Annotated in this window: 15 protein-coding genes and 1 pseudogene; 8 read left to right on the top strand and 8 right to left on the bottom strand. The window is 64.9% G+C overall.

Annotation, left to right across the window (positions count from 1 at the left end; genetic code table 11):
* The 3 genes and pseudogenes from G3N58_RS31340 to G3N58_RS31330 all read left to right on the top strand — a co-directional run.
* Positions 1-287 (top strand): annotated as a pseudogene (locus tag G3N58_RS31340) (hypothetical protein); the annotation flags it as partial.
* Positions 268-1,431: a type VI immunity family protein gene (locus G3N58_RS31335; RefSeq protein ID WP_241017299.1), complete on the top strand. Its 1,164-nt coding sequence runs from the start codon at positions 268-270 to the stop codon at positions 1,429-1,431. The pseudogene G3N58_RS31340 and the gene G3N58_RS31335, both read left to right, overlap by 20 nt.
* 27 nt (positions 1,432-1,458) lie before the next feature.
* Positions 1,459-1,707, top strand: a complete 249-nt coding sequence (locus tag G3N58_RS31330; RefSeq protein WP_167284923.1) for a PAAR domain-containing protein — start codon at positions 1,459-1,461, stop codon at positions 1,705-1,707.
* 44 nt (positions 1,708-1,751) lie between these two features.
* On the opposite strand, the gene G3N58_RS31325 is transcribed toward G3N58_RS31330, so the two are convergent.
* The 6 genes from G3N58_RS31325 to xylA form a co-directional block, all read right to left on the bottom strand.
* On the bottom strand, positions 1,752-2,207 hold the full coding sequence (locus G3N58_RS31325; protein WP_206001114.1) for a (2Fe-2S)-binding protein: 456 nt from the start codon (positions 2,205-2,207) through the stop codon (positions 1,752-1,754).
* A 50-nt stretch (positions 2,208-2,257) separates the two neighbouring features.
* Positions 2,258-4,528 (bottom strand): molybdopterin cofactor-binding domain-containing protein, encoded by a 2,271-nt coding sequence (locus tag G3N58_RS31320; RefSeq protein ID WP_206001113.1) that lies wholly within the window; start codon positions 4,526-4,528, stop codon positions 2,258-2,260.
* A gap of 351 nt (positions 4,529-4,879) precedes the next feature.
* Positions 4,880-6,079 (bottom strand): sugar ABC transporter permease, encoded by a 1,200-nt coding sequence (locus G3N58_RS31315; protein WP_167050153.1) that lies wholly within the window; start codon positions 6,077-6,079, stop codon positions 4,880-4,882.
* Complete coding sequence (gene xylG / locus G3N58_RS31310) at positions 6,076-7,635, bottom strand: D-xylose ABC transporter ATP-binding protein (protein ID WP_206001112.1); 1,560 nt, start codon at positions 7,633-7,635, stop codon at positions 6,076-6,078. Before xylG ends, G3N58_RS31315 begins: the two co-directional genes overlap by 4 nt.
* A 106-nt stretch (positions 7,636-7,741) precedes the next feature.
* Entirely contained in the window at positions 7,742-8,770 is a 1,029-nt protein-coding gene (gene xylF, locus G3N58_RS31305; protein WP_167050149.1) for a D-xylose ABC transporter substrate-binding protein, read from the bottom strand.
* 194 nt (positions 8,771-8,964) lie between these two features.
* Entirely contained in the window at positions 8,965-10,287 is a 1,323-nt protein-coding gene (xylA, locus tag G3N58_RS31300) for a xylose isomerase (protein WP_167050147.1), read from the bottom strand.
* Positions 10,288-10,565: 278 nt separating this feature from the next.
* Here xylA and G3N58_RS31295 point away from each other — a divergent pair, with 278 nt between their 5' ends.
* The 5 genes from G3N58_RS31295 (at position 10,566) to G3N58_RS31275 (ending at position 15,573) form a co-directional block, all read left to right on the top strand.
* The gene (locus G3N58_RS31295) at positions 10,566-11,789 is read left to right on the top strand and encodes a DNA-binding transcriptional regulator (protein WP_206001111.1); all 1,224 of its coding nucleotides are present in this window, start codon (positions 10,566-10,568) and stop codon (positions 11,787-11,789) included.
* A gap of 31 nt (positions 11,790-11,820) precedes the next feature.
* Entirely contained in the window at positions 11,821-12,936 is a 1,116-nt protein-coding gene (locus G3N58_RS31290; protein ID WP_206001110.1) for an aldose epimerase family protein, read from the top strand.
* A gap of 194 nt (positions 12,937-13,130) precedes the next feature.
* Complete coding sequence (locus G3N58_RS31285) at positions 13,131-13,442, top strand: DUF4148 domain-containing protein (protein ID WP_167050141.1); 312 nt, start codon at positions 13,131-13,133, stop codon at positions 13,440-13,442.
* 435 nt (positions 13,443-13,877) lie between these two features.
* Entirely contained in the window at positions 13,878-14,699 is an 822-nt protein-coding gene (locus G3N58_RS31280; RefSeq protein WP_206001109.1) for an isocitrate lyase/phosphoenolpyruvate mutase family protein, read from the top strand.
* Between the two features lie 238 nt (positions 14,700-14,937).
* Positions 14,938-15,573 (top strand): XRE family transcriptional regulator, encoded by a 636-nt coding sequence (locus G3N58_RS31275; RefSeq protein ID WP_167050137.1) that lies wholly within the window; start codon positions 14,938-14,940, stop codon positions 15,571-15,573.
* A 90-nt stretch (positions 15,574-15,663) separates the two neighbouring features.
* Here G3N58_RS31275 and G3N58_RS31270 read toward each other — a convergent pair whose 3' ends face one another.
* Both G3N58_RS31270 and G3N58_RS31265 read right to left on the bottom strand, forming a co-directional pair.
* Entirely contained in the window at positions 15,664-16,791 is a 1,128-nt protein-coding gene (locus G3N58_RS31270) for a VOC family protein (RefSeq protein ID WP_167050135.1), read from the bottom strand.
* 299 nt (positions 16,792-17,090) lie between these two features.
* The coding region (locus G3N58_RS31265; RefSeq protein WP_206001108.1) for a LysR substrate-binding domain-containing protein at positions 17,091-17,877 on the bottom strand (787 nt) is incomplete at its 5' end.

The following is a 17,877-nucleotide window of genomic DNA, read 5'->3' as shown; positions in this document are numbered from 1 at the left end:
CCGCATGGCAGCAGATCAGACAGCAGACCGACCTGACCGTCCAGCAACTGCGGCAGATCGACTGGGGACAGGTGTGCATCACCATGTCCGGGGGGATGGCCGTGGTTGTCCTCGTCATCGATGGGGTTCTCGTTCCCGTCGTGCTGACGCAGGCTCTGGTCGGCGCGCTGGCCGCGCTGGTGGCGATCACCGCGACAGCGGGCGACGCGGCGCTGATGGCGGCACTGACCAGCCCACCCAATTTTTCTTTTACTTCAAATGGATCACATGATGAATTCTTCCCATAAAAAAACGGTGCTGACACCGGCGGAAGCCTTCAGCCGCTATGGCGAGGAACTATGTCAGCACGACAACCGGGGCGGCGGGCTGGTGATCTTCCCCGGCGTGATCGGCACGGTGTTCTTTGAACGCGGCTCGAAGCCCGATGTACGCCGGGAACTGCTCGCCTGCTTCGACCGTTTCGAGCAACTGTTTGGCCCTTACCTGAAAGGCGGCAGGAATGGCGAGGACGGCCGCTTCAGCCGGAAGACACCACGCGGGGTCGAGGCGATCCGCCAGGCAATTCTGGAAGTCCCGCCAGCGGTCAAGCTGGAAGTCGTACGCTCCAGCGCGATCGACGAAGATAGCGCCGCAGCCTATCAGATCGAGACACTGACCAACCGGGCCATGGCGTCGGACTACAAGATTCCGGGCGGAGCCATCGTGCAAAAAGGACGGGACCGGGGTCTGTCGCATATGAAATTCTGGATGCCGATGGATTTCGTGAACACACCCGAAGGTGTCCGGAGCTACGAAGCGTTCCTGCGCTTCGTCTGCGAACAACTGCCGGTGCGGGGCGGCTACGGCGGACTCTCATCCATCCTGCCGTACAGTTTCCACGAGTACATGCCGCAGGAATGGGCGCTTGCGCAACGGTTCAGCGGACTGGAAATCGACAGCTACGCGTTCATACAAGATATGGAATACAACACCATGTCGTATGCAGGCGAGTCAGCGGAACGCCCGACGGAGATTTACGACGACCTTCCTCCCGGTGCAAAAGTGAGGCGTTACGGCTTCATCAAGGGCGTGAACTGGTACACCCTTATCGGCGACCTGTTTGTCGACCGCCTCGGCGGGGAAGCCGCCGTGCGAGCCCAACTGGCACGGCCTGACATTGGCATCGAGCGGGTCGGCCACTGCCTGCTGATCCGCGCGGGCGACTTCCCCCGCCTCGGCGCGCCTGAGGAGGGACTTCCCGAACCCTACGTGTTCGTCAATCGCGTGCTACGCGTGCTGCGTAATCCCGCGCCTCCCTCGCTGCACACCAACGTGCCGGGCGCCGAGCATGCCGACCCCGACGGCACCCGGCGATGGGAAGCCCGCTTTGATCTGCCCGGTGCGCCTCCCTTGCCGCGCACGCCTGAAATCGTCCCGCCGAAGAGAAACTGACCCAGCAAACTGATCCAGGACAACGACATGGATTTTATTCGGCTCGGCGACACCACCGACCACGGCGGCAAAGTCGTCACCGCCTCGACAACGGCGGACTACGACGGCGTAGCACTCGCGCGCAAGGGCGACCTGATCGAGTGTCCGCTACACCCACAGATTCAGCCTAACGTCATCATCGAGGGCGACGACACGATGATCGATAACGGCGTGCCGCTTGCTCGCGCCGGTCATCGTGGAACATGCGGCTGCCGCCTGATTTCGAGCGTGCGGTGACGTGGCGATCATTCTGGCGTCGTGCCGAATCCGCGCGATGCGCCCTACCCCATCCGCCGCGCCGCCAGATGAATCGCCGCCCGCACCCGCGGATACGTGCCGCAACGGCACACCACCGGCGTCATCGCCGCATCGATATCCGCATCGTTCGGATTCGGCTTGTGCTTGAGCAGCGCGCAGGCCGCCATCAGTTGCGCGCTCTGGCAATAGCCGCATTGCACGACATCGAGTTCGAGCCACGCCGCCTTCAACGCCTGCGCCTCGCGTCCCTGAAGGCCTTCGATCGTCGTGATCTTCTGCGTGTGCAGGCTCGACATCGGCGTCTGACAGGCGAGGCACGCGGCATCGTCGAGATTGATCGTGCAGGCGCCGCAGATGCCCACGCCGCAGCCGAACTTCGTGCCCGTCATGCCGAGGTCGCAGCGCAGCACCCAGAGCAGCGGCATGTCCGGCTCGGCCTCGACCTTCATCGCGCGTCCGTTGATATTCAGTATTGCCATGTTGTTCTCCCGAATCGCGAAACCAGGGCCGAGCCCGATCGAACCCACGCTCACGCGAGCTTCAGCGGCAACGTGCGCAAACGCTGCCCGGTCAGCGCGAACACCGCGTTGGCCACCGCCGGCGCAACCGGCGGCACGGCCGGCTCGCCGACGCCCTGCGGATGCAGCTGGCTCGGCATGATGTCGGTTTCGATCGCCGGACACACGTTCATTCGCACGACCGGAAAGTCCACGAAATTCTTCTGCTGCACCTGGCCGTCGACGATCGTGATCTCGTTCTGCAACGCGCTCGACAAACCGAACACAATGCCGCCTTCCATCTGCTGACGGATCAGGTTCGGATTCACCGGCAAGCCGCAATCGATCACGCACACCACGCGATGCACGCGAATCTGCTTCTGCGGTCCGATCGACACTTCGGCGACCTGCGCGACGACACTGCCGAACGCCTCGTGCAGCGCAATGCCGCGCGCACGGCGCGCGCCGTCGTTAGCAGGCTCAAGCGGATGCCCCCAGCCCGACAGCACCCCGACACGCTTGAGCACCGCAAGATGCCGCGGATGCTGCGCGAGCAGCGCCGCGCGAAATTCGAGCGGGTCCTGCTTCGCCGCCACAGCGGCTTCGTCGGTGAAGCTCTCGGTAAAGAACGCCTGGTGCGAATGGCCGACCGAGCGCCAAAAGCCGACCGGCACCGGCAATTCGACGATCTCGTGCGACGCGCGCGCGGCCGGCCACTCGTACGGCTGATCGAATGCGCCTTCGCAAGTGGTCTTGTCGATCGGAATGCGCGGCACGCCGTAGTAGCGCGCAAGCGCTTCCGGCACGATCGCCTGCCCCGCCGATTTCGCGTGCCACGCAACGAGTTTGCCGTCGCCGTCGAAGCCGGCCCGAAGCCGCGCCGCGCAGGCGGGTCGATAAAAGTCGTGCGTGAAATCCTGCGCGCGCGACCAGATCGTTTGCACCGGACGGCCCTCGGCTTCGCGCGCAATGACCGCGGCCTGCGCGATGAAATCGAGTTCGAGCCGCCGCCCGAACGCGCCGCCCAACAACTGCGGTTGCACGTCGACGAACCCGGCATCGATGCCAAGCGCCCGCGCGACGTGCTGCCGCGCGAGCCCCGGCATCTGCGTCGAGACCCACACGGTCGCCGCGCCGTCCGCGACCCGCACCGTGCAGTTCAGCGGCTCGACCGCGCCATGCGCGAGATACGGCACGTGGTACACGGCGTCGATCGTACGCGCCGCGCGGCTCATCGCGTTGTCGAGGTTGCCGCGCTGGAAGTACACATGGCCGCCGGCATCATCGAGCGCGTCCAGCAGATGGCGATCGATCTCCGCGCTCGACACCTTCGCGGCCGCGCCGTCCTGCCAGTCCACCTTGAGCGCGGCGACCGCATTCATCGCGCGATACGGGTTGTCCGCGATCACGGCCACGCCGCCGGTGCCGCCCGCATACGGCGCGACCGCGAACGCCTTGACGAAGCCCGGCATGGTCCGCACGGGTGTCGCGTCGAACCGCGCGACGGTGCCGCCGAGCGTCGGGCACATCACGACGCTCGCGTACAGCAAGCCGCTCGGCAATACGTCGATGCCGAAACGCGCGCTGCCATCGATTTTCGACGTGGCCTCGATGCGCCGCACGGGCTGGCCGATCAGCCTGAAATCGGCGGGCTGCTTCAAGTCGACCTTGCGCGGCAACGGCTGCCGCGCCGCCAGCGTCGCCAATGCGCCGAAGCTCGCCTTCCGGCCCGACCCGTGCAGCACGTAGCCCTTTTCCACGCGGCATTCGCCGGGCGCCACCTGCCACTGTTCGGCCGCCGCGCCGATCAGCATCGCGCGCGCCGATGCGCCGGCTTCGCGCATCGGTGTCCACAGATCGTTCATGCTCGACGAACCGCCCGTCATCATCGTGCCGAATTCGCGCACCGCCTTGCTCGTGATCCACACGACGCCGCGCTTGACGAGGCTATCGTCGTCGGGCCGAAACGGCAGGTCGTCGACAATGCTCTGCACGGCGTTGTAGATCCGGTCGATCGGCGCGGCTTCGACGCTGACCCGCGACCAGTCCGCGTCGAGTTCCTCGGCAAGCAGCATCGCGAGGCCGGTGTGGATGCCCTGGCCCATTTCGCTCTTGCCCATCATGATCGTCACGCTGTCGTCGGCGGCGATCTTGACCCAGCCGTTGAGCGCGACCTGCGAGCCTTGCACCGGCAATGGCGCCGACGTCGTCAGGCGCTGCCGCGGCGGCAGCACGCCCCAGCCGAGCAGCAGACCGCCCAACGCGCTGGCGCCGCCGAGCAGGAAGGTTCTGCGCGTTAACATGGCATGGCTCGATGGCATGGCTCGACCGGCTGGCACGATGACGGGAAAGCGGCGCAAGCGAGCGGACGCCCGACTCCGCTCGCGCCGTTGTTTGCGAATAGTAATAAGACGAACCGGCCGGCGGGAGACTTAAATGCGCGCACGCGGCTCGGGTGGCCGTGCGGTATGGGCGTGCAAGGAATGCGGGCGGCGGGGGAAAATCGTGGGGTGCTTCATTAACTGCGCGCGGCTAGTGCCTGGGCGCTGTACGAAGTTTCATGTCACAGCGTGCCGCGCGGTGTGCCGCAAGGTATGCCGCGCAGTGCGCCGGTTCCGCCGGCACACCATGCGCGTTGTTGCAACTCAAGCTCATCAACGGCGATTCGAACCCGACACCACATCGATCCACACGGCCAGCACGAGAATGCCGCCCTTCACGATCATCTGCCAGTACGCGTCGACGTCGAGCATCGACATGCCGTTATCGAGGCTCGCCATCACGAGCGCGCCGATCAGCGCGCCGTACACGGTGCCGGAGCCGCCGCGCATCGAGGTGCCGCCGATGAAGCACGCGGCGATCGCATCGAGCTCGCCCATCGTGCCCGCCGACGGCGAGCCGGCCGCGAGCCGCGCCGTGTTGACAATGCCCGCGAACGCGCACATGAGCCCCATCAGCGCGAAGATCGCGAGCTTCACGCGGTCGGTGTTGACGCCGGAAAGACGCGTCGCTTCGAGGTTCGAACCGACCGCGTAGATGCGGCGGCCGAACACGGTCTGCGTGGCGATCCACGTGAAGATGCCGAGCAGCGCGAGCAGCAGCAGCACGGGCACTGGAATGCCGCCGTAGCGGTCGAGCGTGGCGACGAAGCCCGCCAGTATCGCGCCCGCGCCGATCACCTTCGCGACGTCCTGCCAGAACGGCACGACCCGCAACTGATAACGCTGGCGGTTCGCGCGCTGCCGGATCGTCAGGAAGGCGAGCAGCACGAACATAACGATCGCGAGCGTGTCGCCCGCGAGCCGCGGCAGATAGCCCTGGCCGACGAATACGAAGCTGTCCGAAACCGGTGCGATGGTCGAGCCGCCCGTCACGCCGAGCAGAATGCCGCGATACGCGAGCATGCCGCCAAGCCCGACGATAAACGACGGCACGCGCCGGTACGTCGACCACCATCCGTTGAACACGCCGACCGCCACGCCGAGCAGCAGCACCACGGGAATCGTCACGCCGATCGGCCAGTGACGGTTCACGTCGAGAATCGCCGCGACGCCGCCGAGCAGGCCGAGCAGCGAGCCGACCGACAGATCGATCTCGCCGGCGATGATGACGAACACCATGCCGCAGGCGAGCATGCCGGTAATCGACATCTGCCGCAGCAGGTTCGATATATTGCGCGGCGTGACGAACGCGCCGTGCGTGAGCACCGAGAAGAACGTCCAGATCACCGCGACGGCAATCAGCAAGGCGAGAATCTTGTAGCGCGCGAACAGTTGCTGAATGCGCTGCGCGCCGCCGAATCCGCCTCGCGGCACGGCATGGTCGGTGCGTTGGGAAGTCACGTCGGGCGTCATGCGGCACTCGCTGCGGTTAAGTTCGAAGAGGGATGCACGGGACGGATCGCGGCGCCGAGTATGTCTTCCTGGGTGAGACCGTCGTTGACGAAGTCGCCACGCAATTCGCCTTCGCCGATCACGAGCACGCGGTCGCTCAGGCCGAGTACTTCCGGCAATTCGGACGACACCATGATGATCGACATGCCGCGCTGCGCCAGTTGAAAGATCAGCTTGTAGATTTCGTATTTCGCGCCGACGTCGACGCCGCGCGTCGGTTCGTCGAGGATCAGCACTTTCGGATCGGTCAGCAGCATGCGCGTAAGCACCGCCTTCTGCTGATTGCCGCCCGAGAGGCTCGCGATCGACAGCATCGGATTCGCCGCGCGCACCGAAAGCCGCCTCATTTCCGTATTGATCGTGTCGAGTTCGGCGGCGGAATCGATGCGCCCGCCCGATGCGAAACGCTGCAACACCGCGAGCGTGATGTTATGGCCGACGCTCAAGCCCGGCACGATGCCGTGACGCTTGCGATCCTCGGGCACCATCGCGATGCCGGCGCGGATCGCGTCGATCGGCGCGCGAATCTTCAAGGGCTTGCCGTCGAGCATGACGCTCGCTTCGCTCCCGCCCGCGTACGCGCCGAAGATCGCCTGCATCAGTTCGGTACGGCCCGCGCCGACGAGTCCCGCGACGCCGAGAATCTCGCCGCGCCGCAACGAGAACGACACGTCGTCCACACGCTTGCGGCGCGGATTCGTCACGTCGAAGCAGGTCACGTGGCGCGCTTCGAAGACCACCTCGCCGATCGGATACGGCTCGCGCGGAAACAGGTTTCTGATCTCGCGGCCCACCATCAGCGAGATGATGCGGTCGGTCGTCAGCGCGTGCATCGGCTCGGTTGCGACATGACGGCCGTCGCGAATCACGCTGATCGTGTCGCAAACCGCCGCGACTTCGTCGAGCTTGTGCGAGATGTACACGCAGGCAATGCCGCGCCGCTTCAGATCGCGCACGATGTCGAGCAGAATCGCGATCTCGGCGGCAGTCAGCGACGACGACGGTTCATCGAGAATCAGCAGCTTCGCGCGCTTGTTGAGCGCCTTCGCGATTTCGATCAGCTGCTGATGGCCGCCGCCGTAGTTCATCACCGGCTGCGCGGCATTGATGCCGCTAATGCCGAGTTCGCGCAACAGTTCGTCGGCGCGCTGATACATCGCCGCGTAGTTCATGCGGCCGCCGGGCAGCGTGATTTCATTGCCGAGAAAAATGTTCTCCGCGACCGAGAGCTCCGGCACCAGCATCAGCTCCTGGTGAATGATGATGATGCCCGCGCGCTCGGTGTCGCGAATGCTCGTGGCCTTCAGCGGCTCGCCTTCCCAGCGAATTTCGCCATCCCAGGTACCGTGCGGATAGACGCCGGAAAGCACTTTCATCAGCGTCGACTTGCCCGCGCCGTTCTCGCCGCACAGGCCCACGCATTCGCCCGGCGAGACGGTCAGGTCGATGCCGTCGAGCGCCTTCACGCCGGAAAAAGCTTTGACGATGCCGCGCATCGTCAGAAGAGGTTGCGTCATTCGCTATGCCTCGCTGCAAGGTGGGCGGGCGGCCACGCTCGCGGGCACCGTGGCCCGCGAAGCGTGGCGCTCACGCCGCGCCCGTCTTCCGTCCCCGTCTTCCGCCTTATTGGCTCGCGAGCTGCGCCTGCGTGTAGAAGCCGTCTTTCACGACGATGTCGAGGTTGGCCTTGGTCAGCTTGGTCGGCTGCAACAGCACCGTATCGACCTTCTTCTTGCCGTTGTCGTATTGCGCATTGAAGCCCGGCTTCTCGCCCTTCGCAAGCGCCACCGACAGCTTCGCCGCTTCGCCCGCGATCAGCTTGAGCGGCTTGTAGACCGTCATCGTCTGCGTGCCGGCCGCCACGCGCTTGACGGCCGCGAGGTCGGCGTCCTGGCCCGAGATCGGTACCTTGCCCGCGAGGCCCTGCGCGGCGAGCGCCTGGATCGCGCCGCCGGCGGTGCCGTCGTTCGAGGCGACGACGGCGTCGATCTTGTTGTTGTTCGCGGTCAGCGCGTCTTCCATGATGCGCAGCGCCGTCGATGCGCTCCACTCCGGCACCCACTGCTGGCCGACCACCTTGATGTCGCCCTTGTCGATCGCCGGTTGCAGCACCTTCAGTTGTCCCTGGCGCAGCATCTTCGCGTTGTTGTCGGTCGGCGCGCCGCCAAGCAGGAAGTAGTTGCCCTTCGGCCGCACGTCATAAACACCCTGGGCCTGCATTTCGCCGACCTTCTCGTTGTCGAACGAGATATAGGCGTCGATGTCGGCATCGAGAATCAGGCGGTCATACGACACGACCTTGATGCCGGCCTTCTTCGCTTCGGCGACCACGTTGCCGAGCGTCTTCGAGTTGAACGGCACGATCACGATTACGTCGACGCCACGCGAAATGAGGTTTTCGATCTGCGAGATCTGCCGCTCCTCGCTCGCGTCGGCCGACTGCACCGACACTTTCGCGCCGAGCTTTTCCGCCGCGGCGACGAAATAGTCGCGATCGCGCGACCAGCGCTCGACGCGCAGATCGTCGATACAGAAGCCGATTTCCGGATGATCCTTGCTCGCATGCGCGAGCGGTGCGGCAAGCGACAGGCTGGCGAGCACCGCTCCGCATAGGAGCGAACTCAGTACGTGACGACGCATTGCGAATTTCATTTCTGTCTCCTTGTTGTGATAACCGGAATACCGGATGGGTCGGCCTGCGCTGCGAGCCGCAGAACCGGATCAACGACAACCCACAGCTTCCTGTTTCGCGCGATCAGCGTGGCCGCGCGATCTTTGTGTAAGGCTTTTTCCGATGCCTCATAAGGTGCTTCTTGCCGTACGTTCCGCTGTGCCGCTTACGTTCTTCAACGTCCGCTATAGATCGCCTGATTGACGATGTTTTCCATGCGCTCCTGCTGTCCACTCGCGTGTTGCGGATTCAGATCGCGCGCCAGCGTATCCGTTGCGAGCGTCGCCAGCGAATGGTCGCCGGACAGGATCTTGCGGCCGAACTCCGTGTCCCAGCCGGCATAACGCTGGCGCTTGAACTGTTCGAGGAGATCGTTTTCGATCAGCACCGCCGCGCGTTCGAGGCCGAGCGCGAGGTTGTCGATCGCGCCGATATGGCCGTGAAACAGGTCTGCCGCATCGACGCTCTGCCGGCGCACCTTCGAGTCGAAGTTCATGCCGCCGGTCGTGAAGCCGCCGTGACGCAGAATCTCGTAGAACGCGAGCGTCAGTTCCTCGACGCTATTGGGGAATTGATCGGTATCCCAACCATTTTGCGGATCGCCGCGATTCGCATCGACGCTGCCGAAAATGCCGAGCGCAAACGCCGTCGCAATCTCGTGATGGAACGAGTGCCCCGCGAGCGTCGCGTGATTCGCCTCGATGTTCACGCGAATTTCCTTGTCGAGCCCGTATTGCAGCAGGAAGCCGTGTACGGTCGCGACGTCGTAGTCGTATTGATGCTTGGTCGGCTCCTGCGGCTTCGGCTCGATCAACAGCGCGCCCTTGAAGCCGATCTTGTGCTTGTGATCGACCACCATGTGCAGGAAACGCGCAAGCTGCGCGCGTTCGCGCACGAGGTCGGTATTGAGCAGCGTGTCGTAGCCCTCGCGGCCGCCCCACAATACGTAGTTTTCGCCGCCGAGGCGCTGCGTCGCGTCGAGCGCGTGACGCACCTGGGTCGCGGCGAAGGCGAAGATTTCCGGATTCGGACTGGTTGCCGCGCCCCCCGCATAGCGCGGATGCGAGAACAGGTTCGCGGTGCCCCACAGCAGCCTGATGCCGGTGTCCTGCTGCTTGCGCGCGAGGTAGTCGGACACGCGCAGGAAGTTCTCGCTATAGTCCTTGACGCTCGTGCCTTCGGGCGCGACGTCGGTATCGTGGAACGTGTAGTACGGCGTGCCGAGCTTCGAGAAGAATTCGAATGCGGCATCGGCTTTCTGCAGGGCCCGCTCCATCGCGTCGCCGGGCTGCTGCCATGGACGATGGAACGTGCCCTGGCCGAAGATATCGACGCCGGGCCACACGAACGTATGCCAGTAGCATACGGCGATGCGCAGATGTTCTTCGAGCGTCTTGCCGAGCACTTTCCTGTTTCTGTCGTAGTGACGGTACGCAAGCGGATTATCCGCGTGCGGACCTTCATAACGGATCTCGGGAATGTGTTCGAAGTAAGGCATCTGCGTCTCCTTGTTGTGCCGCATCGCAACCCGCGCGACGGCTCCGCGCCGGTCGACAAAGTGACGCCATGCTGCCGCTTGCACGATATGTCGGCAATTGCGAAATTGCGCAGCACGCTTGATGTTTCTTACCGCCCGCGCGTTTGTTGATTACCACGGCGCGATTCGGGGCCTAGAATAACCGGACGCTTAAAAAACGGGGCGGCCCGCCGGCGCCCGCTCGACTACACAGGAGACAAAGGCGCCGTGGCCATTCGAGCCCTACGCCGCTTACCGTCATGACCCGTCCGCAAGCCCCCCAGACGACCCATCGGATCGCGCTGCTGTTCAACGCGAACAAGGTCTACGACCGCGAGATCATCACCGGCATCGGCAACTACCTGCTGTCGACGCGGGTCGCGTGGGACCTGTTCCTCGAAGAAGACTTTCGCTGTCGGCTCGCGGGCATCGAGCGCTTCGACGGCGACGGCATCATCGCGGATTTCGACGACCCCGCCGTGTACGAAGCGCTGCGCGGCTGTCCGTTGCCGGTGGTCGCGGTGGGCTCCTCGTACGAAGACCCGGAGCAGTATCCCCCGGACTTACCCTATATCGCGACCGACAACAGCAAGCTCGTATCGCTCGCGTACACGCATCTGATCGGCGCGGGGCTCGAAAACTTCGCGCTCTACAGCCTGCCGCAGGCGCAGGAAAACCGCTGGGCGCAGCAGCGCGAACTCGCGTTCGCCCATTTGCGCAGCACGGACGGACACGGCACCGCGCAGATCGGCAGCGAGATCTATCGCGGCCTGTCGACAAGCGCACCGTCATGGAACCAGGCGGCCGAACAGCTCACGACGTGGCTGCGGCAATTGCCGAAGCCGGTCGGCATCATCGCCGTGACCGATGCGCGGGCGCGCCATCTGTTGCAGGCCTGCCTGATCGCGGGCATTCCGGTGCCCGAGGAAGTCGCGATCATCGGCATCGACAACGATCCTCTCACGCGTACGCTCACGCGCATTCCGCTTTCGTCGGTGATTCAGGGCACCGAGGAAATGGGCCGCACCGCCGCGCACATCCTGCATCAGATGCTGCACGGCGCGCGTTTTCCGGGGCGCCGCATTCTCGTGCCGCCGGTCGGCATCAACGTGCTCGAATCGACGCGGCATCAGCCGCTCGCGAGCCCCTACGTAATGCGCGCGCGGCACTTCATTCGCCAGTACGCGTGCCAGGGCATCCGCACCGAACAGGTAGCCGACTATGTGGGCGTGTCGCGTTCGTCGCTCGAAGAGTACTTCCGGCGCGAACGGCAATGCACCGTGCACCAGGAAATCCTGCGCCACAAGCTCGACGTTGCGAAGTCGCTGCTCGCGAAACGCGACGCATCGAGCGCGGAGGTCGCGATTCGCTGCGGCTTTACGTCGCTGCAATACATGTACGCGGTATTCCGGCGCGAACTCGGCTGCACGCCGCGCGAATACCAGGAGCGCGCGAGTTCGAAGCCGGAGCAAACGGCGGGCTGAGCGCTTTTTATTTTTTCTTTGCACCGACCACATGATCAGCATCGCACAACTTTCTTCCGAGCCGTGGGGCACGCTGCACGGCGGCGATCGCGTCCGGCTCTATACGCTGCGCAACGCGCACGGCATGAAGGTCGCCATCAGCGACCTCGGCGCGACGCTGGTCTCCTGGCATGCGCCGGATCGCGCGGGACGTCTCGGCGATATTCTGCTCGGCCACGACACGCCCGCCGAATACGTCGCGGCAACGACCTATATGGGCGGACTGATCGGTCGCTGGGCCAACCGTATTGCCGGCGCGCGCTTCATGCTCGACGACATCGAGTACACGCTCGACCGCAATGAAGGCACGAACCTGCTGCACGGCGGCACGGTCGGTTTTCATCGCGCGCTGTGGGACGTGAGCGAGGACGGCGGCGCGTTGCTGATGCGCCTCGAATCGCCCGAAGGCGACGCCGGGTTTCCGGGCAACGTGACCGTGCAGGTGCGCTATTCGCTCGACGACGACGGCACGCTGACGATCGAATACGAAGCGATCACCGACGCGGCGACGCCGCTCAATCTGACGAGTCATCCGTACTTCAATCTGACGGGGCGCGCGGGCACCGATATTCGAGGGCATGTACTGTCGATCGACGCCGAACGTTTTTTCGAAGTCGACGCGACGATGATTCCGTGCAAGCTCGCCGACGTCGCGGGCAATGCATTCGACTTCCGGCAGAGCGCGCCGCTCGGCGCGCGGCTCGACTGGCCGCATGCGCAACTTGCGCGAGCGGGCGGCTTCGATCATTGCTATGTGCTGCGCGATGAGGACGAAAGCGGCGCGAATGGCGCGAATGGCGTGAACGGCTCGAATGAAAGCACGCCGCCGCGAGTGCGCGAGGTTGCATGCGCATACGATCCGGGCAGCGGACGCGAGCTGACCGTATCGACCGATCAGCCCGGCTTGCAGTTCTATACCGGCAATGCACTGAACGGCAACGGCGGCCGCGGCGGAGTGCGTTATCAACGGCATGCGGGTTTGTGCCTCGAAGCCTGCGGCTTTCCGAACCAGGTCAATATGACCGGACAGGATCAGGCGATCGTGCGGCCCGGTGACACTTACCGGCAAATCACCGCTTATCGTGTCGACGTGCGCAAGGGCGCTTGAGCGAATGTCCCGCTAATTTCCGCGTTTCTCTTACGAACGGCACCACGCCCCCATTACAACGCGCCGACTTGTTGTTTGCGTCAATACTGAATTAACGACCTGGTGGTTTCCCCAAGGCGACCCGCTTTCTAGACTCCGTCAATGGGTGCCGGGATTGTCGCGGTACCGATAGACAATGTCGGAGGGAAAACATCATGAAATCGCTGATTCAGGCCGCCGTATTCGCGGCCGTCATCGCCGCGCCGCTCGCGGCGTTCGCGCAATCCGAGCAGCCGGTCACGCGCGCGGAAGTGAAGGCGCAATTGCAGCAGCTCGAACAGGTGGGCTACAACCCGGCCGAATCGACGGACGCCAGCTATCCGGCCGATATTCAGGCAGCCGAAGCACGCGTCGCCACGCAGAACGCCATGGCCCAGGGCGACACCACCGGCTATGGAACGCCGGCGACGGGAACGTCGCAATCGGGCGGGCAGCATCCGATGGTGACGAATCCGGCGGATCAGTAAGGCGTACTGCACACCGTATCGCAATCGCGCGGGCAGGCGTTTTCGACAGGACGCTTGAGAGTCGCTTGAGTGTCTTTTGACACGCGTCGCGCTTTTGCGGCATGCGTATCTCGCGCGGCGTATACGGCTTTACAGTCTCCATGCCATATGAAGCGAGCCATGCCTTTCCAGGGCATGGCTCGCTTTCTTGCATTGACGCGGAGCACTTCGCGAAGCGGGACCAGCAGGCATCGATCCATGCGAATATCGTCGATCCGATCTGTCGAGTGCGCAGTACATGTTGATGCATTTCATCAAGCATGCATTCGATAAGAAAATAGACTCAACCTGTGTTGAATCCCGCTGTATCGAATCCCGCTGTGTCCAATCCCGATTTGCACGATCCACGAGCCTCGGCTCCTTCGCTGCAGCTCCCTCATTTCCTGGAGACATGCCATGCCCCGCACCGCCGCTGAGAAACGCGCCGCTTTCCGCGCCCTGCATACGTCCGGCTGTTTCGTGCTGCCCAATCCCTGGGATGCGGGCAGTGCGCGCTATCTGCAAACGCTCGGCTTCAAGGCGCTGGCCACGACGAGCTCGGGTTTCGCATGGTCCACCGGCCACGCCGACAACACGCTCCCGCGCGCGGCGGTCCTCGCGCATCTGCGCACGATCGTCGAGGCGACCGATCTGCCGGTCAACGCCGACTTCGAAAATGGCTTCGGCCGCGACCCGCAGGAAGTCGCCGAAAGCGTGAAGCTCGCGGTCGCAACCGGCGTAGCGGGCCTGTCTATCGAGGATTCGACTGGCGACGCAGCCGCGCCGCTCTTCCCCGTCGACGTCGCCGTGCAGCGCATCAGCGCGGCACGACGCGCGATCGACGAAACCGGCGGCGACACGTTGCTGATCGGCCGCGCGGAAAACTTCTTCGCCGGCCAGGCCGATCTCGACGACGCGCTTGCGCGCCTGAAGGCCTACGCGGCGGCAGGCGCCGACTGTCTGTACGCACCCGGCATCCAGACGCGCGAGCAGATCGAGGCGGTGGTCGCAGCCGTGGCGCCGAAGCCCGTCAATCTGCTGATCGGCTCGACGTCGACGCTTACGGTGCAGGACGTCGCGGCGCTCGGCGTGCGGCGCATCAGCGTCGGCGGCGGGCTCGCGCGCGCGGCATGGGGCGGCTTCATGCAGTCGGCCCGGGCGCTCGCCGAAGGACGCTTCGAGTTCACGGGCGCGGCGCCCGGCTCGCAGCTCAACGAGTTGTTCAATCGCGGCGTGTGAGTTGCGAGTTGCGACGCGCGTGTTGCGGCACAAACTCGCTCGGGCAGATGAAGCTGTGCCTCGCGACGGCCAACGTTTCCGATGAGAAAAGCGCACCCGCGCCTTGCGCCTCTCCCATGCCGGCTCCCCCTTTCGCCGCGCCGTTCATGCCCGGCGAATCAGGCCGCCGCATCGAATGTTATGATCGGAAACCCCATTCGCCACGATCAAGCGCGGACCCGAACGAGCCGCAAGCCTCATGGACACCCACCTCACCAAACCCGCCGACCCGTCCACCACCGACCTCGGGCGGCGCGTACGCGCCGCCCGCCAGGCGCAGGACCTGACGCTCGAAACCGCGAGCCGCCTGTGCGGCGTATCGCGCTCGACGCTGTCCAAAGTCGAAAACGGCCTGATGTCCCCCACTTTCGACGTGCTGCAAAAAATCGTCCTGGGCCTGAAGATCGAAATCGGCGAACTGTTCGGCTCCACGCCGAAAGTGAGCGCAAGCGGCCGGCGCGCGCTGACCCGTAAGAACGAAGGCCAGCGCCACGCGTATCGCGGCTACCAGATGGAGTTACTCGCTACCGATCTCGCGCACAAAGCGATGCTGCCGTTTCGCATCCGCATTTCCGCACATACGCTCGATGCCTTCGACGACTGGGGCCGTCACGAAGGCGAGGAATTCCTGTACGTCATTAGCGGCAGCGTGTGCCTCTATTCGGAGTTGTATGCGCCGACGCATCTGAATGCGGGCGATAGCCTCTACTTCGACAGCCGCACGGGCCATGCGGCGGTGTCCACGAGCGAGGAAGACGCGGAAGTGTTGTGGATGGCGACGAACGCGGACCTGCCGCAAACGCCGCCGGTAACCGTCGAGTCGATGAAAAAATAACGCGCGCTGGGCGCGCCCTGAGCCCCGAGCCCGAGGCGGCGTTCGCGCGGCGCGCGATTCAACGCCCGCGCGCGCATGAACGCATAAAAACTAGCTGCCCTCGCGCGCCTGCGCCAGCACCGCGAGGTTGCCCTCGCCGAAACCATGATGCCCCTTGCGCTGCACGATCTCGAAGAAGATCTCGCCAGCACCGCGGCGCACGAAGGTCTGGAAAAACAGCAGCGGCACACCGTCCGCGCCGATCTCGCCATCGACGAGCACATGCGTGCGGCGCAACCGTTCGACGTCGAGCCCGTGCCCCGGCAAACGCGCATCGAGCCCTTCGTAGTAACGCGGCGGCGGCTCGACGAATTCGACGCCGTTCGCGAGCAGGCGCTCGACGCACGCGAGGATGTCGTCGGTGGCAAGCGCGATGTGCTGCACGCCCTCGCCCGGATGATCGGGCAGATAGTCGTGCATCAGGTTGGTCCGGCGCGTGCCTTCTTCATAGAGCGGCACGCGGATCGCGCCGCACGGCGACACCATCACGCGCGATTCCGCCGATACGTGCCAGTTCGCATGCAGTTCGTGAATCTCGCGGAAGTTGAGCAGATCGCGATAGAAGTCGATCCATTCCTGCATGCGGCCTTCGCCGACCGTCTGCGTCAGATGATCGACCGCAACGAGCCCGCTGCCCGCGTGATTGAGATCGGCCTGCGCCGTGTCGATTTCGATCGGCCGGAAATCGATGTCGAAGATCGAGATATCGCCGAGGCCGCCGCGCTGACCGCCACGCCCGCGCCAACGGTCGACGAAATAGATATGCGAATCGCCGATGCCCTGGATCGCCGGAATCAGCAGCTCGCCCACGCCGAGGCGCTCGCCTTCGAACTCCCACGCGCCGAGTTCGACTGCGCGTTCGAACGCGCGCTGCGCATTGGCCACGCGAATCCCGATTGCGCAGATGCCGACGCCGTACTCTTCGGCATAGCGCGCGGCAAACGAGTCGGGTTCGGCGTTGATGAGGAAATTCATCTCGCCCTGCCGGTACAGCGTGACGGCCTTGCTGATATGGCGCGCGATCGCCTTGAAGCCGAGCCGCGTGAAAACCTCGCCGAGCGCGTGCGGATCGCGCGCGGCAAACTCCACGAATTCGAGGCCGGCCGTGCCGAGCGGATTGTGCTCAGACGCCAACACGGCGCGCTGCGCGGCCTCTGGAGTGGGCAAGTCGCTGGGCATGACAATCTCCTTGTACGGTCTTTCGACGCGGCAGCCGGTCGGTCGGAATTCGACGCAACCGTGCCGGCTGTTCGCGATGGGGTGCGCCATGCATGATGCGCGCGTGGCATGCCGCAACCCGGACGGATCGCGGCGGCTGTTGCACCGTGTTTTTACACCGGGTCGCGGGGCGTTCGCAACCTTCGTTTTGTACCGGATGGTTCATCCTGGTTCGTCCTGTGGTTCATCCTGGCTCGCCCTTCAGGGCGCCGACGCTTGCACCCGCCGCAGTGCGCCAACCCTGCGCGCCAACTGGCCGGTCATTGGGGCGCCTCGTCCGCATCGCCCGGCCCGCTGCTTCGGCGAGACTTGCGCGCGCGCCTGCTCCGCGCCTTGTCCGCGCCGTGGCTCCCGTTTCTGGCCGCCTCCTTGCCCGCGGCCTTGCCTGAAATCGCCGTCATCCTCTCCCGCGCGAACTCGCGCACCGCCTCGATAAACGCGCGCCCCACGGCCGACGGCTGCGTATCCGAGCGGCGGATCAGCCCGACCGGCTCGCTGGTGCCCGTGAACGGCAGCGGCAAGCGCACCAGCATGCCTTGCGCCAGCTCGTATTCCACCGCGCTCAGCGGCACGAACCACACCGCGCCGTTTTCGAGCGCCAATGCCCGCCCCGTCGAGACCGACAGCACCTCGACGAACGCCGACAACGGCGGCACGCCCCACGCGCTGAGCAGGCTCTCCGCCGACTGGCGGATCAAGGTGCCGAACGGCGGCAGCACGACCGGAAACTCTTCCAGCGACGCCGCCTGCAAGCCGGGCCCCTGCGCGAGCGGATGCCCGGCGCGCACGACCGCGATCAGCGGCTCGGTGAACAGTTGCTCGAAGCTCAGGCCGACCATCCGTTCCGGGTCCGCGAGACGGCCGATCGCGAATTCGATCGAGCCCGCTTTCAGGCGTTCGAGCAGCTCCGGGTTCGCGCCGGTCGCGAGACGCACGATCACGCGCGGCCACTGCGCCGCGAACCGCCGCAGCACGGGCGGCACGAGCACCGCGGCCACGGTCGGCAGCACGCCGACTTCGAGCGTGGCCGCGGCCGCGCCTTCCGCG

Origin of the sequence: Paraburkholderia sp. Ac-20342 (assembly GCF_017104985.1) — a bacterium.
Taxonomy (GTDB): Bacteria; Pseudomonadota; Gammaproteobacteria; order Burkholderiales; family Burkholderiaceae; genus Paraburkholderia.
Note: the sequence above shows the minus strand (reverse complement) of the source record. Positions and strands in the feature narration are given on the sequence as shown.